The 20336-nt window shown below is 41.9% G+C and carries 19 protein-coding genes; 8 read left to right on the forward strand and 11 right to left on the reverse strand.

Annotated elements, in window-relative coordinates:
- Positions 1-4 precede the first annotated feature (4 nt).
- From VOI46_RS13350 to VOI46_RS13380, 7 genes are all read right to left on the reverse strand, one after another.
- Positions 5-808 carry a histidine kinase dimerization/phospho-acceptor domain-containing protein gene (locus tag VOI46_RS13350; RefSeq protein ID WP_232424010.1) on the reverse strand — a complete coding sequence of 268 codons (804 nt, stop codon included), beginning with the start codon at positions 806-808 and terminating at the stop codon, positions 5-7.
- Positions 805-1488 (reverse strand): response regulator transcription factor, encoded by a 684-nt coding sequence (locus VOI46_RS13355; protein ID WP_004588881.1) that lies wholly within the window; start codon positions 1486-1488, stop codon positions 805-807. The genes VOI46_RS13350 and VOI46_RS13355 overlap by 4 nt, the downstream gene beginning before the upstream one ends.
- The gene (locus VOI46_RS13360; protein ID WP_324738061.1) at positions 1488-4673 is read right to left on the reverse strand and encodes an efflux RND transporter permease subunit; all 3186 of its coding nucleotides are present in this window, start codon (positions 4671-4673) and stop codon (positions 1488-1490) included. The genes VOI46_RS13355 and VOI46_RS13360 overlap by 1 nt, the downstream gene beginning before the upstream one ends.
- Positions 4673-5818: an efflux RND transporter periplasmic adaptor subunit gene (locus VOI46_RS13365; RefSeq protein WP_004588879.1), complete on the reverse strand. Its 1146-nt coding sequence runs from the start codon at positions 5816-5818 to the stop codon at positions 4673-4675. Before VOI46_RS13365 ends, VOI46_RS13360 begins: the two co-directional genes overlap by 1 nt.
- Positions 5815-7173 carry a TolC family protein gene (locus tag VOI46_RS13370; RefSeq protein WP_004588878.1) on the reverse strand — a complete coding sequence of 453 codons (1359 nt, stop codon included), beginning with the start codon at positions 7171-7173 and terminating at the stop codon, positions 5815-5817. The genes VOI46_RS13365 and VOI46_RS13370 overlap by 4 nt, the downstream gene beginning before the upstream one ends.
- Before the next feature lie 116 nt (positions 7174-7289).
- Positions 7290-7817 carry an acyloxyacyl hydrolase gene (locus VOI46_RS13375; protein WP_024033246.1) on the reverse strand — a complete coding sequence of 176 codons (528 nt, stop codon included), beginning with the start codon at positions 7815-7817 and terminating at the stop codon, positions 7290-7292.
- 167 nt (positions 7818-7984) lie between these two features.
- Entirely contained in the window at positions 7985-9322 is a 1338-nt protein-coding gene (locus VOI46_RS13380; protein WP_004588876.1) for an MATE family efflux transporter, read from the reverse strand.
- A gap of 173 nt (positions 9323-9495) precedes the next feature.
- On the opposite strand from VOI46_RS13380, the gene VOI46_RS13385 reads away from it, so the two are divergent.
- The 3 genes from VOI46_RS13385 to VOI46_RS13395 all read left to right on the forward strand — a co-directional run bounded on the left by VOI46_RS13385 (position 9496) and on the right by VOI46_RS13395 (position 13144).
- Entirely contained in the window at positions 9496-10392 is an 897-nt protein-coding gene (locus VOI46_RS13385) for a LysR family transcriptional regulator (protein WP_039972407.1), read from the forward strand.
- A 299-nt stretch (positions 10393-10691) separates the two neighbouring features.
- Complete coding sequence (locus VOI46_RS13390) at positions 10692-11987, forward strand: YHYH protein (RefSeq protein ID WP_039972408.1); 1296 nt, start codon at positions 10692-10694, stop codon at positions 11985-11987.
- A 389-nt stretch (positions 11988-12376) separates the two neighbouring features.
- A complete protein-coding gene (locus VOI46_RS13395) occupies positions 12377-13144 on the forward strand; it encodes a DUF6515 family protein (RefSeq protein WP_004588873.1) in 768 nt (255 codons plus the stop codon).
- 31 nt (positions 13145-13175) lie between these two features.
- On the opposite strand, the gene VOI46_RS13400 is transcribed toward VOI46_RS13395, so the two are convergent.
- Positions 13176-13649, reverse strand: a complete 474-nt coding sequence (locus VOI46_RS13400) for a VOC family protein (protein ID WP_004588872.1) — start codon at positions 13647-13649, stop codon at positions 13176-13178.
- 170 nt (positions 13650-13819) lie between these two features.
- On the opposite strand from VOI46_RS13400, the gene VOI46_RS13405 reads away from it, so the two are divergent.
- The 3 genes from VOI46_RS13405 to VOI46_RS13415 all read left to right on the forward strand — a co-directional run bounded on the left by VOI46_RS13405 (position 13820) and on the right by VOI46_RS13415 (position 14835).
- Positions 13820-14083 carry a hypothetical protein gene (locus VOI46_RS13405; protein ID WP_004588871.1) on the forward strand — a complete coding sequence of 88 codons (264 nt, stop codon included), beginning with the start codon at positions 13820-13822 and terminating at the stop codon, positions 14081-14083.
- The gene (locus VOI46_RS13410) at positions 14065-14325 is read left to right on the forward strand and encodes a substrate-binding domain-containing protein (RefSeq protein ID WP_324738062.1); all 261 of its coding nucleotides are present in this window, start codon (positions 14065-14067) and stop codon (positions 14323-14325) included. Before VOI46_RS13405 ends, VOI46_RS13410 begins: the two co-directional genes overlap by 19 nt.
- A 165-nt stretch (positions 14326-14490) precedes the next feature.
- Positions 14491-14835 (forward strand): hypothetical protein, encoded by a 345-nt coding sequence (locus VOI46_RS13415; protein ID WP_324738063.1) that lies wholly within the window; start codon positions 14491-14493, stop codon positions 14833-14835.
- 65 nt (positions 14836-14900) lie between these two features.
- On the opposite strand, the gene VOI46_RS13420 is transcribed toward VOI46_RS13415, so the two are convergent.
- The 3 genes from VOI46_RS13420 to VOI46_RS13430 all read right to left on the reverse strand — a co-directional run bounded on the left by VOI46_RS13420 (position 14901) and on the right by VOI46_RS13430 (position 18614).
- Positions 14901-15371 (reverse strand): GFA family protein, encoded by a 471-nt coding sequence (locus VOI46_RS13420; RefSeq protein WP_004588870.1) that lies wholly within the window; start codon positions 15369-15371, stop codon positions 14901-14903.
- Between the two features lie 105 nt (positions 15372-15476).
- A complete protein-coding gene (locus VOI46_RS13425; protein ID WP_004589491.1) occupies positions 15477-17549 on the reverse strand; it encodes a catalase in 2073 nt (690 codons plus the stop codon).
- Positions 17550-17780: 231 nt separating this feature from the next.
- Positions 17781-18614: a mechanosensitive ion channel domain-containing protein gene (locus VOI46_RS13430; RefSeq protein WP_004589490.1), complete on the reverse strand. Its 834-nt coding sequence runs from the start codon at positions 18612-18614 to the stop codon at positions 17781-17783.
- Positions 18615-18862: 248 nt separating this feature from the next.
- Between VOI46_RS13430 and VOI46_RS13435 the strand changes: the two genes are divergently transcribed.
- Both VOI46_RS13435 and VOI46_RS13440 read left to right on the forward strand, forming a co-directional pair.
- Complete coding sequence (locus VOI46_RS13435) at positions 18863-19249, forward strand: hypothetical protein (RefSeq protein WP_004589489.1); 387 nt, start codon at positions 18863-18865, stop codon at positions 19247-19249.
- A 272-nt stretch (positions 19250-19521) separates the two neighbouring features.
- Positions 19522-20301 carry a DUF2189 domain-containing protein gene (locus VOI46_RS13440; protein WP_004589488.1) on the forward strand — a complete coding sequence of 260 codons (780 nt, stop codon included), beginning with the start codon at positions 19522-19524 and terminating at the stop codon, positions 20299-20301.
- The last annotated feature ends 35 nt before the right edge of the window (positions 20302-20336 follow it).

Genomic DNA, 20336 nt, shown 5'->3' on the forward strand with positions numbered 1-20336 from the left:
CGCTCTATACGCTCAAGTGTAAGCTGCGTTTATCACTTAACGGGGCTTTTTCGCTCAGCCGATTGAGTAGCTCAACGTTACTGCGAATAACCGAAATTGGCGTACGCAGCTCGTGGCTGGCATAGCTTAAAAAGCGCTGCTCACGCTCTACGCTTTCATTTGCCGAAAGTAAGCTGCTGCGTATTAATGTGGCTAAAGTGTTTAGTTCGTTATATGTAAAATCGGGCGGTGTTTGCTGCAGATTAGTTTGGTTTAACGATTTAGCCCAGCCCCTTAACGACTCCACTGGCTTGGCTATTTTTTTCATTACCATAAACAAAAAAAACGCAAATAACACAATGGCAGCAATGCCTGTAATGGCAATCCAAAGCATGCGTTGTTCGGGCTCTATATTAGCGAGCAATTGGGGTTTGTCTTTTTCGAGCATAATGCGCGATATATAACGCGGCTCGCCTTCGGGGCTTGGATAATACACCACAAAAAATAAATTTTGTGGCATAGAAAACATCGATGGCCTGTCTTTTGTTTTATGTAAAAACCCCACCTCTGTTGGTTTTTTAAAACGCTGCTGAATTGACGCAGGCATGTCTTCCCAGCGGCTTGCTATATTAAATCCCACCAGCTCTTTTGTTTCCCCAGGCTTTACTTCTGTGGTTTGCGAAAGCTTTAACATAACCCCGTTTAAGCCTTTATCTAGCCCATCAATAAAGTAATTTACACTTAAAAACGAAAAGCCAATGGCCATAGCAGAGCTAAGCACCACCATACTGGCAAAAAAGTAGAGACTTAAACTAGGCCTTATTTTCATCGTGGTTGCCCTTCATTTGCTGTTATTGCAAAGCCCACACTTGGAATGGTTTTAAGTGTAACTTGGTGTGTGGTGGCTTCTAATTGCTTACGCAAATGATGCACATGCACTTTTAAACTGTTGCTGTCGGGCTGCTCTTCGCCCCATATAGCTTGCATAATGCTACTGCGCGTAACAGGCTGCGGCGCATGGCGTACTAAGGTTTCTAGCAATTTAAATGCAATGGGCGATAACTTTAATGTTTGCCCCTCTACATCGGCACTGCGCTTTGCTAAATCTAAATTTAAATTAGCTAAGGTGAGGCGTTTTGCCTCACCACTTTTGCGCTTTGCCAGCACTTGTACCCGCGCTACTAGCTCTTTCATGGCAAAGGGTTTTACTAAATAGTCGTCGCTACCGGCGGCAAAGCCCTCAAGTTTATTATCGAGGCTATCGCGTGCGGTCAACATTAATACCGGAATATCTTTACCTTGTTCACGCAATGTTTTGCACATTGTTAAGCCGTCCATTTTGGGCATGTTTACATCTAAAATAATCATTTGATAATCATTAATTTGCAGTAAATTTAAGCCCAAAACGCCGTTGCTTGCATGGTCACACTCAATGTCTTCTATATCGAGGTAATCAACAATTGTTGTTGCCAGGTCTATGTCGTCTTCAACCAGTAGTACGTTTATCATTAAGAGGCAGCTCCTTGGGAGCGTTTACCACTTAAAAAGTCTAACACATTGGCAAGTAAGCGCTTAATGTCTATTTGAATCATTAATAATGCCGGAATAAGGATTAATGTAATAACCGTGGCAAACAGAATACCATAACCAAGTGATGCCGCAGCAGGAATTAAAAACTGTGCCTGCATTGAGGTTTCGCTTAATAACGGCACTAAGCCCGCATAGGTTGTAATTGAGGTAAGCATTACCGCGCGCAGGCGGCTTGTGCACGACTCTACAATGGCATTGTGCGTGCTCATGCCTTCATCTTTTACCAGCTCGTTAAAGCGCGATACCAATAATAGGCTGTCGTTTACAACCACCCCACTGAGCGCCAAAATACCATTTAAAGAAAGTATGCTGATGGTTAAGTCGTTCCACCAATGGCCTAAAATAGCACCCACAATACCAAAGGGAATCGCCACCATAATCAACATAGGTTGAATGTACGATTTAAGCGGAATCGCCAGCAATACGTAAATAACTAATAACGCGGCTATAAACATAGTGGCCATTGAGCCTGTTGTTTCGTCTTGCTCTTCGGCTTCTCCGGCAAAGTGAATACTTAAGTTAGGAAATTGCGCGTTAAGCTCAGGCACTAAGTCGCGGCTTAAGTTAGCAACTAATTCATTAGATGCCACAATGTTTTTATCTACTTGAGCGCTTAAGTAAATTGCCCGTAGTCCATCAATGCGGGTTATTTCATCTTGCTGATATTCGCTGCTTATATTGGCTACGTTAACCAAAGGTACTACGGTGCCATCGGGTAACCTAATACGCGATTGCATTATATCGGCTGGTGTTTTACGGGCGTTTTCTGGATAGCGCACACGTACTTTTACTTCGTCTTTATCGCGCTGGTAACGCTGTACAATTGCTCCACCAAAAGCTTGTAATACTTGCTCTGATAGGCTCGCCGTATCCATACCTAAAGCGCGCCCTTGTGCATTTAAGGTAAATTTAAGCTGTGGCTGACCAGGGTTTAAATTATCGTCTATGCCATTAACACCAGCAGTATTTTGTAAGCGCTCTTTAAACAGTGCGCCTGCGGCCATTACGGCTTCGTCATCCCACGCTTTTAATTCTACTTTAAAGTTATCGACCATTTTACGTGTAGCCAATACTTGTAGTTTTTTGCTGCCCTCTGGCATACCGGCAAGGCGCTGCCATTCTTGTGCAAATTCGCTTGCTGTAAAGTCGCCCTCGTTTAATAGCTCAACACTTACCGTACCGCTAGTATCGCTACTGCTCACTAATTGTAAGCTCGTTATTTCGCTTTCTTGCGAGTCAAACTTATCCATTAAATTTTGCTGGGCTTGTAGTGCACTTTGCTCAAGCGCTAACAAGTTTTTATTAGTTTGCCCATACGCTGCATCGTTTTGCATAACAAGCTCAGCGGTTACGGTATCGCCGGCAATACTTGGGAAAAAACCTACTTTTACTGCACCGGTCATAGGCATACCAACAACCAGAATAAAAAAGGCCACAAATGCAGCAACAATGGCGTATCTAAATCGTAACGAGTATTCAATAACGCGACGGTACACTTTATCGCTAAACCAAGTTAGACCGCTGTCGGCGCAGTGCTGCACCTTTGACCACAAGCCACTAAGGCCCGACTTTAACTGGCGTTTAGTACTTACGTGGGCTAAATGCGACGGTAAAATAAGTTTTGATTCAACAACCGAAAGCAGTAAACAAATCGTCACTACGGTCGCAAACTGAGAGTAAATTTTACCTAAATTGCCAGATACATTCGAAAGCGCAACAAACGCAGCTACCGTGGTTAATACCCCAAATATGGTGGGGACAGCCACTTTCATGGTGCCTAAAATCGTGTTATTAAGGGTGTCGCCGTGTTTTTTGCGAGTGGTGTAAATACTCTCCCCTACAACCACGGCATCGTCAACCACGATCCCCAGCGCCATAATAAAACCAAAGGTGGTCATTTCATTTATGGTCAGTGCGATGTAGCTGTCGGTCATAAAGTACAGCGTGCCAAAAAATACAAATGGCAAGCCACCTGCAACCCATAGCGCAACGCGTACATTTAAAAATATCGCTAAAATAACAAACACCATAATAATACCGGTTACGGCATTTTTAGTAAGCAGCGATAGGCGCTCGGTGATCATGGTGCTTTTGTCGTGCCAGCTTTCAAGCTCTACATTTTGCGGTAATAAGCCGCGCTCGTGCCATGTATCAATTACGCTTTGTGCTTGCTCAACTATGGTGGTTATATCGCTATTTTCATCCATTAAAATTTCAATGCCTACGGCATTTTGTTGGTTATAACGACTTAGTGAGTTGGTATCTTCTGCGAATGTGTCGGTAACGGTTGCTACATCACCTAATTTAATTTGTGTGCCTGATTGCGTTGTAAATAACACAATATTGGCAAAGTCGCGCTGCCAGTAAGCTTGGTCTGCCGCTTTTAGGCGCATAATTTTATTGCTATCGCGCAAGCTAGTAGAAAGCGGGCTCGATGATTCGTTGTTAATCACCTCACTTACATCGCTAATAGTTAAACCGTAGGCTTGTAGTTTGCCTTCGTCGATTTCTACCGACATCATAGGGTCAAGCACGCCCGATTGCTCTACATCGCTAATGCCCGATTTAGCTAATAAATCGGCTTTTAGTTTTTCACCTAGGTTTTGCAACGTATGGCGGTCGGCATCACCAAATAATTGTAAGGTTAATGCGTGATCTTGCCTGCGCGCTTTGTCGATCACCGGTTCTTCGGCATCTGCCGGAAAGTTATTTATGGCATCAACTTGGTTTTTAACATCGGTGAGTAGCTCATCAAGCGAGTAATCGGTTTTTTTCTCAATGCTTACATGACTGCCGCTGGCATCGGATGTAGAGGTAATGCGCTTAATACCCGGTACGGTTTCAAGGGCTTCTTCTACTTTTAGGGCGATGCCTTCTTCTGCTTGTAAGGCATCGCCACTGTCGTAAACCACCGATACCGAAATAGTATCTGGCTCAAGGCTTGGAAACGCCTCTTTACGCAAAGTAGAAAGCGACATTATACCCATTACTATTACGCTAATGAGTAATAAATTGGCGGCCACTGAGTTGTTAGCAAACCAGCTAATAATGCCGTGCAAAGGGTTAGTATTATTAGGTAATTGCGGTGTTTGATGCGGGCTCATTATGGCATCTCCTCAACAATTGGGTTTACTAACATATCGTTTAAGTAGCTTACGAGTGGGCGAGCCACCACACGTAAATTAGTGTGCCCTTCAATAGGAGAGATATAAACGTAATCACCGCGCTCAAATAGTTTTTGCGCTTGAATGCTCATTAACGTGTTTTGCTCGTTTACGTACCAAATTAAGCCCTCTTGCGATACTGCTGAGGCGGGTAATTTAATTACGTTGTTAAGCGCTTTACCGGCAATTTGTACCGCTAAAAATGTACCTGGTAACAATGGTGTTGCTTGCTCAAAAGGTTTGTCTAGCGCAACCACTACACTGCGCTGGCGAGAGCTATCGTCAAGATGCTGCTCAAAACGAGCAATGTAACCTTGCCACTGATTCTGTGTTGTTACATCACTTAAAATAACCTCGCCCGACTTATCGCTTGCCAGGTTTTGCCATTGGCTTAATGAAAGCGGTACGCTAATTTCTACTTTGTCGGTGCTGTTTAATGTAGCAAGTGTATCGCCGATGCTTACGTAAGTGCCTAAATCTACATCGCGCGATAAAATAACAGCATCAAACGGCGCACTTATATGGGTGTTTTTTTCATCACGCTGCGCAGTTTGGAGTGCGTATTGGGCGTTATCGGCCGTTGCTTGGGCGGCTTCTAGCTGTAGCGTTCTAAATACTAAAGGTGAGCTTGGCGCTTGTGTTACGCCCGAGCGCTGCCATTCACGCTTTGCTTGGTTTCCTAAGTCTTGCTCTTCTTGTAGGGCAAGTTTGGCATCTGCTAATGTGGCTTTAGCGCTCGCGACTGCTTGTAAGTATTCGGTGTTATCTATTTGTGCAAGCACTTGGCCCTTTTTAACTACATTTCCGGTAGCAAATTGCTCGCTCATATTCGTTATTTCGCCCTTAACTTGTGCTTTTAAGCTAAGTGCCCAGTGTGCTTTAGCCTCACCGTGGCCGCTAACATAGGCTTGATACGTACTTGGCACAGCGTTAATAACCGATACATTGGGTGCCACAGATTTAGCCGGCTCAGGCTTAGGGCCATTTGCTTGCTGCGCCATTTTTTGGCCGTTATATGAAATAGCAAGCCCTATACAAACAATGGCAACAAGAGTTACAACAACAGGTACTGGCGAAATTTTCATGACGATACTCCAAGGCCCAAGGCAAGGCCTAAATCTATACGGTTAGTTAAAAGGGTGTAATTTATTTGGCTAAGCTGAGCTTGTAGGTCGTACACCTGCTGCTGCACAGTGAGTAGGTCTAAAATATCAACCAAACCTTGCTGGTATTTGCTTTGGTAGTTGCTATAACTGCGCTTAGCACTGGCAAGTGCTTTATTAATTTGTAGCTGCTGCGTTAATGATTGCTCTTGGCCTAGTGCATTTTCTACTTCGTTTACGGTGCTAAGTAGCGTGTCTTGGTATTCCCAAAAGGCTTGTTCGGCATTTAATTTTGCAATATCAACTTGCGCACGAAGTGCCCCGCCTTGAAACAACGGCGCACTTAAACTGCCTAATAAGTTCCATACTGGGCTGGTTAATAATGCTTGGCTTGGTGTAGTTGCTAAATCGCTAAGCGATGCCGAAAGCGTAATGCTTGGCAGTAAATCTTTGTAAGCTACATCCACTAAATAACGTTTAGATTGAATATTGTAATAGGCACTTTGTAAATCGGGGCGACGCGCTAAATCTTGCTCTGGTAGCGCGCTTAGCGGCTCAATAACCTCAGGTAAAACAGAAGTAGTAGGTAAGTTTTCAAGTTTATCAACACCCACTAATAATACTAAAGCACGTTTAGCTTGCGCTATTTGCTCTTGGTAATCGGCAATAGTGGCTCGGGTTGAAGCGGTATTTGTACGCGCGGTATCAAGGGCTTCTAAATCACCTAAGCCGTATTGGTAACGCTCAACAATGCTTTGCTCGTTATTTTCTAAAACCGTTAAGCGCTGCTGCTCAATGTTAAGTAAATCTTGCTGCAAAATAATGTTTAAATACGTGCGCATCACGCTGGCTACTAAGGTGTCTTTAGCGCCTTGGTAAGTGGCCTGATTACTGGCTATGGTCATGTCTTGCGCGGCTACGTTATCAGCAATTTTTTGCCATACGTCGGCCTCCCAGCTAACCCCTAGTGATGAGCTGTACTGTGTGCCAGTTGTTTCGTTGCGCTGAGCGTCAAAATCGGCATCTACACTAAACCACTGGCTTGCTGCGGTAACATCGCGCTGTGCATAAGCAAGTTTTAGCGCCACATGCACTTGGTTAAATGAAGGGTTATTTGCAATGGCTTGGTTAATAAGCGAATCAAGCCCCGCTATATTCACTAAATCAGTGATATAACTTACCTCGGTTGCATCATCTTGTGTGTATTGCCAATTTGCATGCTGCTTTAGCGATTGCTCGGTGCTATTACCTGTATAGCTTGGCTGGCTACTACACGCAGCAAGCGTGCAGCTAAGTGCAAGCAATAAAACCGTTGAGCGCTTTTTAAAATAAACCATTTAACTGTGCCTAATTTACATCATTACACACAGTGTATTAGGGCAAGGGTTAAGGATGGGTTAAAAGGGGTTAACTAAAAACCTCAGTGAAGTATTTTTCACTGAGGTAGTAATATTTAAAGTGCGCGTGAGTAGCTTAGCGATATAAAATCGAGGCCTGGGTTGGGCTTTTTAATACCAGCGTTTGAATAATGAAAATACTTAAGTGACACGCTATGTTGCTCAGCCTCACCAAATTTCATGGCAATGCCTAGGCGGTCTTCAAACTGGTAATGTGTGCTTATGTTTTTTCCCGCAAATTTGGTGTCATCTAATAAGCTTAAACCAATACCAAACTCGGCAAAAACGCGGTTCCCAGCAATACTGCCAATAGGATAAAAAATAACAGGCGAAAGCGATAAGCCTAAATTAGCGTCATAGCGTTTTGGATCATCGTATTCAAAAAAGTTGGCATTGGCTTCTAGGTAAATCTCTAGCTCTTCAAAGCCTTCTATTTGGTAATCTAAGGCATATTGATAAGCCACCTTAATCCCTCGCACGTCTCCTTCACCTTGAATATAGCTCATCGAAAAGTAATCTTGTGCAGCCGTTGCAGCGCCTGCGTATAGCGTTATAGCTATTAAAAATAATTTATAAAGTTTCATGTTATTCACCTCAAGCAGCTCTATTTTTATTGCAATTGCTTGACCTAAACACAGCAAATTTAGCTGCACTAGATTAAGCAATGATTCAATGAGGTGCATACTAATTGCATTTAACTATTTTGATAATTGCAATTTAAGTGGAATAACTTTCTTTAATATATTGATAATTAAACAGTGATTGAGCGCACGCTAACGTGTGTTGTTAACCGCTTATATTGCTGCTTAAAAAGCTGCCAACCCACAATACCCGACAAGGTATTACCGCATGCCATACCGATAAATAACCCTGTTAAACCGTAAAAATGCGAGCCTAACCAAAGTAGTGGTAAGTAACACATAAATAGCCGCAATATGGAGATAAATAAGGCCGTGGTCGCAAACCCCAGCGCGTTACATACCGATACCGTGATCATACATACACCCAAAGCCGCATAGCTCAGGGGCACAAATGCAAAGTAATCTGTTAGGTTAGCTACTATTTCACTATTATTGCTAAGCGCATTTGCAAGCGGGTTAGCCACACCTAGCATAATAACCGCTAATAAAATTTGTATGCCAATTACAAAACCGCACGCAAGTTTTACTACGCTTAATATTTGCCTAAGCTCGCCCCGCCCTTTTAAATTTCCAACAATGGGGGGCAGCGCCATGGTAAGCGCTAAAATTAAAATAATCGCAATATATTCAATACGGTTTGCAAGCCCCCAAGCTGCTACAGCAAACCCACCATACGCGGCAATCAGTGCCGTTACTATCATGGCTGAAATAGGCGGAATGAACTGTGAAAGTAAAGCCGGTGCCATCATTTTTGCAATGGCTTTTATTGCCTGCTCGGTGCGGTTTTTTAAAACGTCAAAGGTTACAAGTTCTCGTTTAATAAGCGTGTAAAACACCACTACTAAGCCTATTGCAAAAGCAACACAGCTTGCCCATGCAGCACCCGCTAAACCCATATCAAAGGTAAACATAAACAATGGATCGAGCGCTATATTTAACACACTGGTTAGCACCATAATTCGCCCAGGCAATAAGGTTTCGTTATGAGCACGGCAAATGCTGTAACCAAAATAAAGCAGCGCTCCAAGCCAGCAGCTTATTAGCCAAGGCAACCAGTAAAGCTCAGTTAAATTAAATAACGAAGGCGTTGTACCCAGCGCTAAAGTTATAGGCTGCTGAAAAAGCCACAACGCCAAGCACAATAGCGTTACTATTACGGTGCCAATAAGTACGATTAAACTACCTAAGTAGCGTGCATAGTTAACTTTATTTTCCCCAAGTGCAGTAGAAATGGTCGCAGTTGCCGCAATACCTAAGCCTACTTGTACTCCCACAATTACCTGAAAAATAGCAATACTAAAGGCAACTACAGCGAGCGGCTCAGCGCCTAGCTTAGCAATAAAAATACTATCAACCAGCTGGCTTCCCATAATAGAAAACAAGCCAACCAACATAGGCCAAGTTTGCTTAAATAAATACTTTAAAAGTAATGATGTATTACGGCTCATAAGGCAGGCTCACTCTAAACTTAAAAATTTAAACGAGAAAAATACCGAAAAAAAAAGACGCTTATAGTAAGCGCCACAGGAAAAGTCACAATGAATAAGCTGCTAGTATATTTACACAACTAAGTATTGATAATATAGTTGTTTAAATAATCAGTTTATTGAAAAATTTGATAATGAACATTGCCCATTTAAATCTGTTTGTCAGAATCGCAACAACACATAATATTAGCTTAGCTGGCAAGGAGTTAGGTTTGTCGGCTGCGGTTTCTAGTGCCCAAATGAATAAGCTTGAAGAAACACTCGGCGTTAAACTTATTCATCGTACAACCCGAAAAGTATCGCTAACCGAAGAGGGGCAAGCTTTTTTACCCCACGCCGAGGAAGTGCTTGCCAATGTTGAAATGGCGCGCGCCTCGGTAGGTATAGGCAGTGTAACTCCACAAGGAAAATTGCGCATTACCGCCCCTGCTTCGTTCGGGCGTATGCATATTATTCCTGCATTGGCTGGATTTATTGAGCAATACCCCGACCTGACAATTGATTTACGCTTAAGTGATAGCATTATTGATATGGTTGGCGGTGGTTTTGATATAGCAATACGCGACGCCGCATTAAACGACTCAACCCTTATAGCCCGAAAGGTTGCCCGCGATAAACGCTTAATTTGCGCATCGCCTAATTACCTTGCAAAACACGGCACCCCAACAACACCGCAAGATTTAAAAAATCATACCTGTGTTAATTTACATGGTTTAACTACGTGGTCGTTTATTACACCCGAGGGCACACAAAACATTAAAACCAATAACGTATTACAAGCCGATAACGGTGAAGCGGTGCGCGATGCGTGCGTGCAAGGCTTAGGTATTACGCTAATGTCGAGCTGGTGTGCCTATAAAAAACTACAAAGTGGTGAGCTGGTACAAATTTTACAAGACTACCCACTTGCATCCGACACCGCTATTTGGAGTGTTTACCCAAGTTCGCGTTTATTAGCGCCAAAAGTAAGGGCCTTTATAGACTACTTTAGCGGCTACTTTGGTGACGAACCCTACTGGGAAAAAATATAATTATTTAACCGTAAAATATAAAATCACAAACCTAGGTTTGTGCTTTTTGCGCTTTAAATATATGGAGCTTTATTGGTAAACCTTGGGCAAGTAAAAACAGCAGTTGCTAACTTGTACTTTTATACTTAGTATTTAATCGTGTAAGTTTATTAAATAACTTAATAACAACTCCCAATAATGTTAATTAAAAGCTAGCCATGCATCTCAAACATATCAATAACTCTTTTAAAACTTTCATTTTATTTGCACAATTTATTGCCATACTAAAACCTTCGTATATAAATCGTTTTGGGGTAAGTATGAGAACAATTAAACGAAGTCGTTTAAAAGCGCCTAGCGTTAACACTACAAAAACTAAGCTCGCATTTTGCCTGCTTAGTGCCACGGTACTTTTAACTGCATGTGGCGAGCAGATAAAAAGCGAAAGTACACCTGCCTCCCCAGAAACTAAAAGCGCTAAAAACACGCTTATAAATACCGATGAATTTAATATTAAAGCCATGGTAAAGCTGCCACAAACTGTTGAGTGTACGCTTGAAAACGGCTTACAAACTCAGTGTGCTCAAGTGGTTTTAAAATATCAGCCCGACAACATTGAAGTCGGCCCTTTTTGCCCAGAAACACTCGACGACGTAGGCGGAATTTGGGATTGGGATGGCACCGATGCGGGGCTATATAGGTTAGGTAAAGCATTTTTAACCATGCTTAACGAGCAAGGTTTTACCTTTTACGATGAAGACGGCAAAGTGCATATTGTTGATAACGCGACCATTCGCCCAACCGTTGATCATGCATGTATTAATGTATCGGTAGATGAAAGCGTAGAAATTACCGCCCTTTTACCACTGCACCCTGTTATGTCTGAGCAATCAACAGCGTTGGGCACTGTATCTAAAGTGGGTATAGCGCTTGCGGGTGTGCCTATTTTTTCGGATGCGCCAAGTGTGCAACATACAGGGCATTTACCCGCGCTTGATACCTGCGCAGGTCATATTGATCCGGGCGGTTGGTACCACTACCACGGCACCGCCAGTGATATAGACAGCGTATATAAACACGAACATGTAAACGCCAACTGTAATAATTTAACGCAAAAGCCAAGCGCCCTATTTGGTTATGGCTTTGATGGCTACCCAATTTACGTAAGCCAAGAAATTGATGGTACATCCCCAACCGAGCTTGATAGCTGTAATGGCCACACAGGCCCCGTGGGTGAAAGCGGCATAGTTACTTACCACTACCATGCAATTAATACATTCCCTAACTTACCTAAGTGCTTAAAAGGCGTGGTTGCACAAAATAATTCTACGACCACAGCACAAGCGGGTGTAGGCGCTAAGCCACCTGAAGGCACTAAAATAACTCGCCATGAACCACCTGGTGGCGGTGGCCCAAAAGCGGGTGGCCCTAACGGCGGCATGTCGCCACTGGGGTTTGCTGAGGCAGCTAACAAACTAGGCGTTAGCGAAAAAGTGCTTATGCAAGCAATGCAAAAAGCCGGCGGCCTTAATGCCGATTTAACGGTTGTAGCAAAGTCACTTAACGTAACACCGGCGCAATTAAAAGCCGCCTTACCAGAAAAACCTAAACGCTAATTAACCTGAACTCTGGTTAAGAGATTTACTAAAATATTGAACCATGATGATATTTAAGTTTATTCTCTATCCAGAGATTTTCAGTAAATTCAACGCGGTTAGCACTGAAAATAGCTGCTCGAGATAGATTTATTATCCAAATTCAGGCTAATTATAAATTACGGCAAGTGTTAAAAGCACTTGCTGTAACAATTAGTTACGCAACTTATAGCCTATAAAAGTTCCTAAAATCGTCAAAAATGTGAGAAAACGTTGGCTTGTGTCAAGAACAGTAAACGTTAGTAAAAAGCTGTAAACACGCCCCTGTTATCGGTTACATGTCAGTTACCATTCAGTTTAAAGCGCTAGTATTGAACCCAGTTATGTAACAACATACACGAGGCACTAGTATGAAACTGACTCAATTACTCCCTGCTCTACTTGCCATAAGTGCAGTATCTGGCGCTGCATATGCAGCACCCAATGAGCGAGAGCACGCAAAAAGTTTTAATAATGAGCGCGCAAAACGCATCGAATACAAACGAGATGAGCGCCGCGATGACAAAAAACAGCGTATAGAATATAAAAAAAACGACCGTAAAGAGCGCAAACAAGCCAAACGCGAGCACCGCAAAGAGCAAAAGCGCAAAGTTGCCCATTACAAACAGCAGCAACGCACTCGTAATTATTTTAAACATAATCGCCACAACGTAGTGACCTACCGGCCTGGGCATTATTTTAATCATTTACCGCGCAATAGTGCTTCAATCAGATTTAATGGCATTACGTTTACATTTAGTGATGGTATTTACTACAGAAAAGCAAAAAGAGGCTACCACGTAGTTAAGCCACCACGAGGCTTAAGAATACGCTCACTACCAAGGCATTATTCACACTTTAAACGCCATAATACCACTTACTATACCTACCAAAATGTATATTACGTGGCAGATAATAATGGTTATAGAGTAGTTGATGAGCCTAAAATAGTGGTTAATCAGGCTATTAAGGTAGGCAGTGCTAAAAATTATGATTTAGGGCAAACCTACGACACCCTCCCTATTTCGGCAGAGGCTGTCACGATTAACGATCAACAATATTTTAAGTACCAAGATATTTATTTTCTACCGCAAATAAACGGTGACGAAATAAAATATTTAGCGATAAATTTAGGGTAAACAATTTAGCTCAAACGCAGGGCAAGCTGCTTTATGCATCTTGCTCTTTTGACATTAAGTCGGCCATTCGTTGGTTAATTTCTTGCTCACTTAAATCTTCTTTATGGGTGCCTATGGTCCAAATATGCCCGAATGGGTCTTGTAGGGTGCCGGCTCTATCACCATAAAACTGGTCGTGCACTGGGCGTACTTCTGTAGCGCCAAGTTCAATTGCCTTTTTAAATACGCTGTCTACATCTTCTACGTAAAGCATTAAACTTACCGGTGTGCCACCAAGTGCATTGGGGCTTTTAAATGACTCATCTGGGCATGAGTCCGAAATCATAATATGGGAGTCGCCAATTATAATTTCAGCATGGGCTATACCGCCCTCTGGCAGCGGCATTTGCATTACTAACTGCGCATTAAATGCATCACGATAAAAACAAATAGCTTGCTGAGCACCTTCTATAATTAAGTACGGTGTTACCGAACTAAACCCTTTGGGAATTGCTGAAACAGTCATAACGCTCTCCATTATTTTTTATGGGTGTATGTATTTAGCCTATAGGTTAAAAACACTTCTTTCAATGTGTTAACTCATTTAAGTCACTATAATTAAATTAGCCAATTTGTGGTCAATAACTATACTAGCTGTAATATATATCTTACTTTTATTTGCTTAGGACTTTTATAATGTTAGCTAAAATTAGCCTAGCCGCTAAAAAGTATAAAGTTCTGAAGTATTTAGTTTTAAGCTGGTGTGCTTTATTTGCCCACCAAAGCGTGGCTAAAGTTGTGATTGCCATTGTAGGTAAAACAAAAAACGACTCCTTTTATCAGCAAGCCTTTAAAGGCTGTTTGCACTTTAGTAATGAGCACCCTGAAATAGAATGCAAGTACGATGGACCAAAAGACTTTCAGATATTCGTAGCCAATCTATGGTCATTAATAGGTTAGTTGATCAAGAAATAGATGGGTTAATTGTAGCAACAACCGACTCTCAGCACTTGGTCACTCGTTCATTAATGGCGCTTAAAAGTAAAAACATTCCTGTTATAACGTTTGATTCTGATCTGCTTGAAAAACACCAACAGTACCGCCTAGCCTACGTTGGCAGTAACAACTTCGACTTTGGCGTTGCCCTAGGCGAGCAAGTAAAAAAACTGACCAACAAAGTAAATAATACGCTTTGCATGTAGTCGGGGCACCATACAACCCCTAATTTAAACAAGCGTATTGCTGGGGTTAGGTACGCGCTGTCTGATCAAGCGACAGCGCACCTATCAGGTAAAAACGGCTGGCGCGAACATAGTCGCTGCCCCTTATTTAGTTTAGGTAAGCGCGAAGAGTCACTAAAGCAGTTAATGCATTTATTAAACATGGACAACCCACCCATTTTTTTAGCTGTGGCGGGGTTTGCACAATTTAACCCTCATTACGTAAATGCCTTAGCGCCTTTTAAGCAACGTATTGCCGATAAAGACATTATTATTGTTTCTGCCGATACAGAAGAAATACAGCTCAATGTGTTAAGCAGGGGTCTATCTTCGGCTAACATAGGGCAAAACCCTTTTGAAATGGGCCGCTTGAGCACCAAGCTAATGCACGACTACATTTTATATAATAAAAAGCCTGCGCAATCTCACTACTACACCGACTTTCATTACTGTACACAAAGTAACGCCTCAAAGTGCACTGTTAATCATTAAAGTTTTACCCAGTTACTGGGAGTTATGCCCTTTTAAGTACGATGCAGTGCACTTTAGCCAGCGTATTATTGCTCTAAGTTTAAGCGTTGGTGCCACGCTGCAATGCTTTCATAGGGGTATTCATCAAACTGTTTATCATTCTTTTGGATATGCGGGGTAACCCAATTGGCCTTACTGGCAAGCATTAAATGGGTGTGCTCTGGCGGTACGGGTAATTCGCTGTCTATTGCGCCAGCAAAGGGATGAACTTGCTCAGGCCATCGCGAATCATATAACCACAAGTTACTGCTGCAGTGTTTACAAAAATGGCGCTCAGCGGGGCTGGTTTTATCACCCACTTTGGCATGATAAATAGTAATATGCTCACGCCCTGTAACCTCAAGCGTGCTGTATTGTGCGTTCAAGTTTATAACAAACCCGCCACTGCCGGCCGTTTTACGACAAATAGAGCAGTAACATAAGTTATAAGGATAAGGGTGTTTAGAGCTCACACTAAACGTTACTTTGCCACAGTGGCAAGCGCCTTTAAGCTTCATAATAAATCCAATTAGTTACTGTTTAGAGTTAATACCATAACCAGTTAGCAAATAAAAACCACACCCTTTACAGGGTGTGGTTTTTATTTGCTAAAGCGTTTTGTTCTAACGCTGCCAAAATCTTAAATTGCGCAATGTTTCAATAAACTTATCTGCAGAGTGCATGTTTAAATCTATCCACCCATCGTCGGCTTTACCATCAAGCCCTGCGGCTTCAAATAATGCCATGGCATCTTTTGTGTAGCCTATGTATTTCATGTGCGCGAACGCATCGCTCACAAAGTCTTTCGCCTCAGGGATACCAGCAAGCTTCTTAGCGCCCTCTTGCGTTGCAAGTACCATCACCGCATCGTAAAGCACCGAAGGGCCGCCATTGATTACTTGATCCGCTGCTACATGCTTACCTTTACTGCAACATGCACCACCTACTTGTGCGGCAACAATTTCGTAGTTAGCACCTTCAGCGTCTAAGGCATTTGTAACCGAATTAAAAATATCAGCATCAAAGCCATCGCTCACTAAAATTCCTAACTTACGACCTTTAAAGGTATCTGGCGCATTTTTTAAAATACTTAGCGCATCTGATACAGGTAAATCGTTACGCGTTGGCATAGCAGCTTCAGCCGGCTCTGGCATGTCTTGCAGGCGCAGGCCTTTTGCAACTTCTTGCGCTAATGTGTTGTCTACATTTAATAAGTGCGAAACCACACGCTCACGAATCGGCACATGCTCTACTTTTGAAAGCTCAAATACAAACGCATATTGAATGTGCGCTTGCTCTACTTCTGTTTGGCTTAAGTAAAATTGGCGCGCTTGGCTGTAGTGATCGCTAAATGTTTCTGAGCGATAACGCAGCTTATCTCCACCGCTTACTTCTGGCTCGCTTGAGCTTTTAAAGCCATGCACTGGGCATTCGCGGGGGTTATGCTCATCGCCGCTCCAGGAGTTTGGCTCGTAGTTAGCACGCCCTTTAGGGTTATGCATTGCCATGTGGCCATCTTGTTGAAAATGACGCATTGGGCATTTAGGCGCATTAACCGGAATATGCGTAAAGTTAGGACCGCCTAAGCGTTTGGTTTGAGTATCTAAATACGAAAAGTTACGCCCTTGCAGTAATGGGTCGGGTGTAAAATCAAGCCCAGGTACAATGTTTTGAGTACAAAAAGCGACTTGCTCTGTTTCAGCAAAAAAGTTATCAACTACACGGTCAAGCACCATGCGGCCCACAATTTTTACTGGTACTTGCTCTTCAGGTATAAGCTTGGTGGCATCAAAAACATCAAATTCAAATTCATCAGCAAATTGCTGATCAAACACTTGTACACCTAGCTCCCACTCTGGGAAGTCGCCTTTACCAATAGATTCCCACATGTCTCTGCGATGAAAATCAGGGTCAGCACCATTGAGTTTAAGCGCTTCGTTCCACACTACTGACTGCATTCCGGCTTTTGGTTTCCAATGAAACTTAACAAATTTTTCATCGCCATTTGCATTAATAAATTTAAAGGTATGAACACCAAAGCCTTCCATAAAGCGTAAAGAGCGCGGTATGGCTCTATCTGACATGGCCCACATAATCATATGAATTGACTCAGGCGATAAGCTCACAAAGTCCCAAAAGTTATCGTGCGCGGTTTGCGCTTGTGGAAAACCACGGTCTGGTTCAGCCTTAGCTGAGTGAATTAAATCAGGAAACTTCATCGCATCCTGAATAAAAAATACAGGTATGTTGTTACCCACTAAATCCCAGTTTCCTTCTTGGGTGTAAAATTTAACAGCAAACCCGCGAACATCACGTGCTAAATCGGGAGACCCTTTATTCCCTGCCACAGTTGAGAACCGTGCAAATACCGGTGTTTTTTCACCTTTGCGCTGAAAAATATCAGCACAGGTTAAATCTTCAAGCGTATCGTAGGTTTCAAAATAACCATGAGCACCGTAGCCTCTGGCATGTACCACACGCTCTGGAATGCGTTCGTGATCAAAGTGAAACAGCTTTTCGCGCATTACATGATCTTCTAATAAACCTGGGCCGCGCTTGCCTGCACGTAATGAGTTTTGATCGTCGCTAACAGGGCACCCTTGCGCGGTGGTCATCGTTGGGTATTCATCAGAAGCCTTTTGATGTAATTCGCCACCATGCCCTTTATTGCCTGAGTATTTAAATGATTCAGCCATGTTTAGTCCTTCATACAATTTGATTTAATGGGTCGATAGTTTTTATGGGCTTTAAATTAAAAGCGACTATGCAAATGCAAAATAAAGACCATCCATCCAACCTAGTAAAAAAAAGGGCTGTACAGACAAAAAAGTAGTATTTGAGGTAATTTATAAAAGAAAAAATTACACAGGTATGTAACTTTTTCAGACAAAAAAAGAGCACTTATAAAGTGCTCTTAGGCTTAAGCCTTAATCTTTATTCTCGTTAACTAAAATAACTTTACGATGTGGGAATGGAATTTCGATATTGTTTTCATCAAGGGCTTTTTTAATCAGCTCTGGCACCGTGTATAAAATTTCGAAGTAGTGCTCGCCTTTACAAAAAGGTCTTACTAAAAAGTCTACCGAGCTGTTGTTTAGTGTTTCTACTTCAACAAAAGGAGCAGGGTCTTTTAGTATGTGTGGATGAGCCTCGAGCACGCTATCAATAACTTTGCGAACAGCGTCGGTGTTTTCATCGTATGCCACACCAAAGTGCATATCTACGCCACGAATAGGGTGATGCGAATGATTAATAATTTGCGCTCCCCAAATTTGGCTATTTGGGATAATAACTTGCTGATTATCGAACGTTTGCAAAATAGTTGTAAACATATCAACCTCGGTAACTTTACCAAAGCGCCCTGCGGCTTCAATAAAGTCGTTTACTTTGTAAGGTCTAAATATAAGTAACATTACACCTGCAGCTAAGTTAGACATAGCACCTTGCAGCGCTAACCCAATAGCTAAGCCTGCCGCACCTAATAGCGCAATTATTGAAGCTGTTTGCACACCAAAGCGGTTTAACACGGCAATAAATACAAACGCTAAAATAACATAGCGCGCCATACTGCCTAAAAAGCGAAACAGCGTGTCATCAAAGTGAGTGTATTTATGGCATAAACTAATAATCATATTACGCACTTTACCCGCAAGCCATAAGCCTATTAGTAATATAACAATTGCCATTAGAATATTTGTTGCCCACATTACTGCTGCCGGCAAATACTGATTTACATCAATATTATTTATTATCTCATCCATTTTATTGTTCCTGTTAGACTGGTTGTAAATACAAAAGCATACAAAACACTTTGTATTAACTTTTTATTAACCTGCCTACGAGTTTTATATTGTATTTTTATATAAAGCAGCTCTATTACGTTTTAAATTTAAATAATCCTTTAATACAAATTACCTCTGGTTTTAAAAAGTAAATTTACCGATAATTGCACCTGTAAATCTCGTGTAGCAGTTAGGTTACTGCTCGCTAAATATTAAAAAGGACTATTATGAAAAAACATTCCCTTCTACTTATGGCCTCCGCACTCACCTTCTTTGTAGGCTGCACAACAACTGTCCCAGTTAAAAATTTTGAGGACCATCCAATTCCAAAAATTTCTTCAACGAATAGCGATCTTCAACAGATCGAAAAAGGGATAGTTAAAGCCTGTATAAAACTAGGGTGGAAGTGTACACCTGAATCTGCAGGAGTAATTAATGGTGTTTTGAACATTAGAACTCACCAACTAACAGTTGCAATTAACTTCGATGAAACTGCTTATAGTGTTAGTTACGTTAGCTCTAAAAACCTTAATTACAATGGCAAAAAAATTCACCGTCAGTACGTAAATTGGGTCACAAACTTAATACGTCACATCGACGCTGAAATGATCTAACTTATTATTGTTTACGGTTGTAGCCTACCTACTTGGGCTACAATAATTCTTTAATTTAGGCATGACACAAAATAAACCGACTACTTAGTGAACAATTCAAGATTTTCATTCGTATAGTTTTACCTATAAACAAAAAAATTAAGTTATTGATACCCAATAACTAAAAATTTCTCTTTAATTATTCAATCTCTAATTTTACTCAGCCCTTACATTTGTAAATAAAGCCAATGTGTTCTAAACCTTTAAGAGACACCTTGTTAAGGAGCGTTGTTATGCCAACAACAAATACGATTAATAAACACTCTGAATTTGCCCGCTGCATTGAATGCAATAAGGTAAACACATTTGCGGCTTTTCACTGGCTAGCACTGGCATTTAAAGACATGACCCGTGCGCCCATATTGAGCCTTATTTACGGGGTAATATTTACCCTTATCCCTGTTGCTATTGTTTACTGGGCAATGTTTACAGGTACATATTTAGTAATACTGCCTGCAACCGTGGCGTTTGCATTAATAGGCCCAGCCTTTGCGGCAGGCCTTTACGATGTAGCATGGGAGCTTGAAAAAGGCCATAAACCCACACTTAGCCACTCTATAAAGTCGATGTTTAGAAACCCAGTAGGCGAATGGGGCTTTGCAATAATGCTAATGGTTATCATGATTGCTTGGATGCGTTTAGCCGCGCTTGTGCATGCTTTATATCCTAGCCATGCCAATCCCACCTTTGAAGAGTTATCGGCGTTTTTAACGTTAGGCAGCATAATAGGAGGGGTATTACTGGTGACTGTATTTTCGCTTTCTGCTTTTGCTCCACAAATAATGATGGAGCGCCGAGTAGATATTATGACCGCTGTAATAAGCTCTATGAACGCTGTAAAAACTAACTTTGCCGCTATGGTGGTATGGTCAATTTGTATATTTTTATTGGTAGCTGTTGGTTTTGCTACCGGTGCCACGGGCTTTATTGTAATTATGCCTTTGCTTAGTTACGCCAGTTGGCATGCTTATATTGCAGTTATTAAAACCAAAAAACCTCGTGGTTACGAGTAACAGCCAACCACTTAAAGTTCCAACCACACTGACTA

Source organism: Pseudoalteromonas sp. CuT4-3 (assembly GCF_035666335.1).
In the GTDB taxonomy this organism is placed as follows: domain Bacteria; phylum Pseudomonadota; class Gammaproteobacteria; order Enterobacterales; family Alteromonadaceae; genus Pseudoalteromonas; species Pseudoalteromonas atlantica.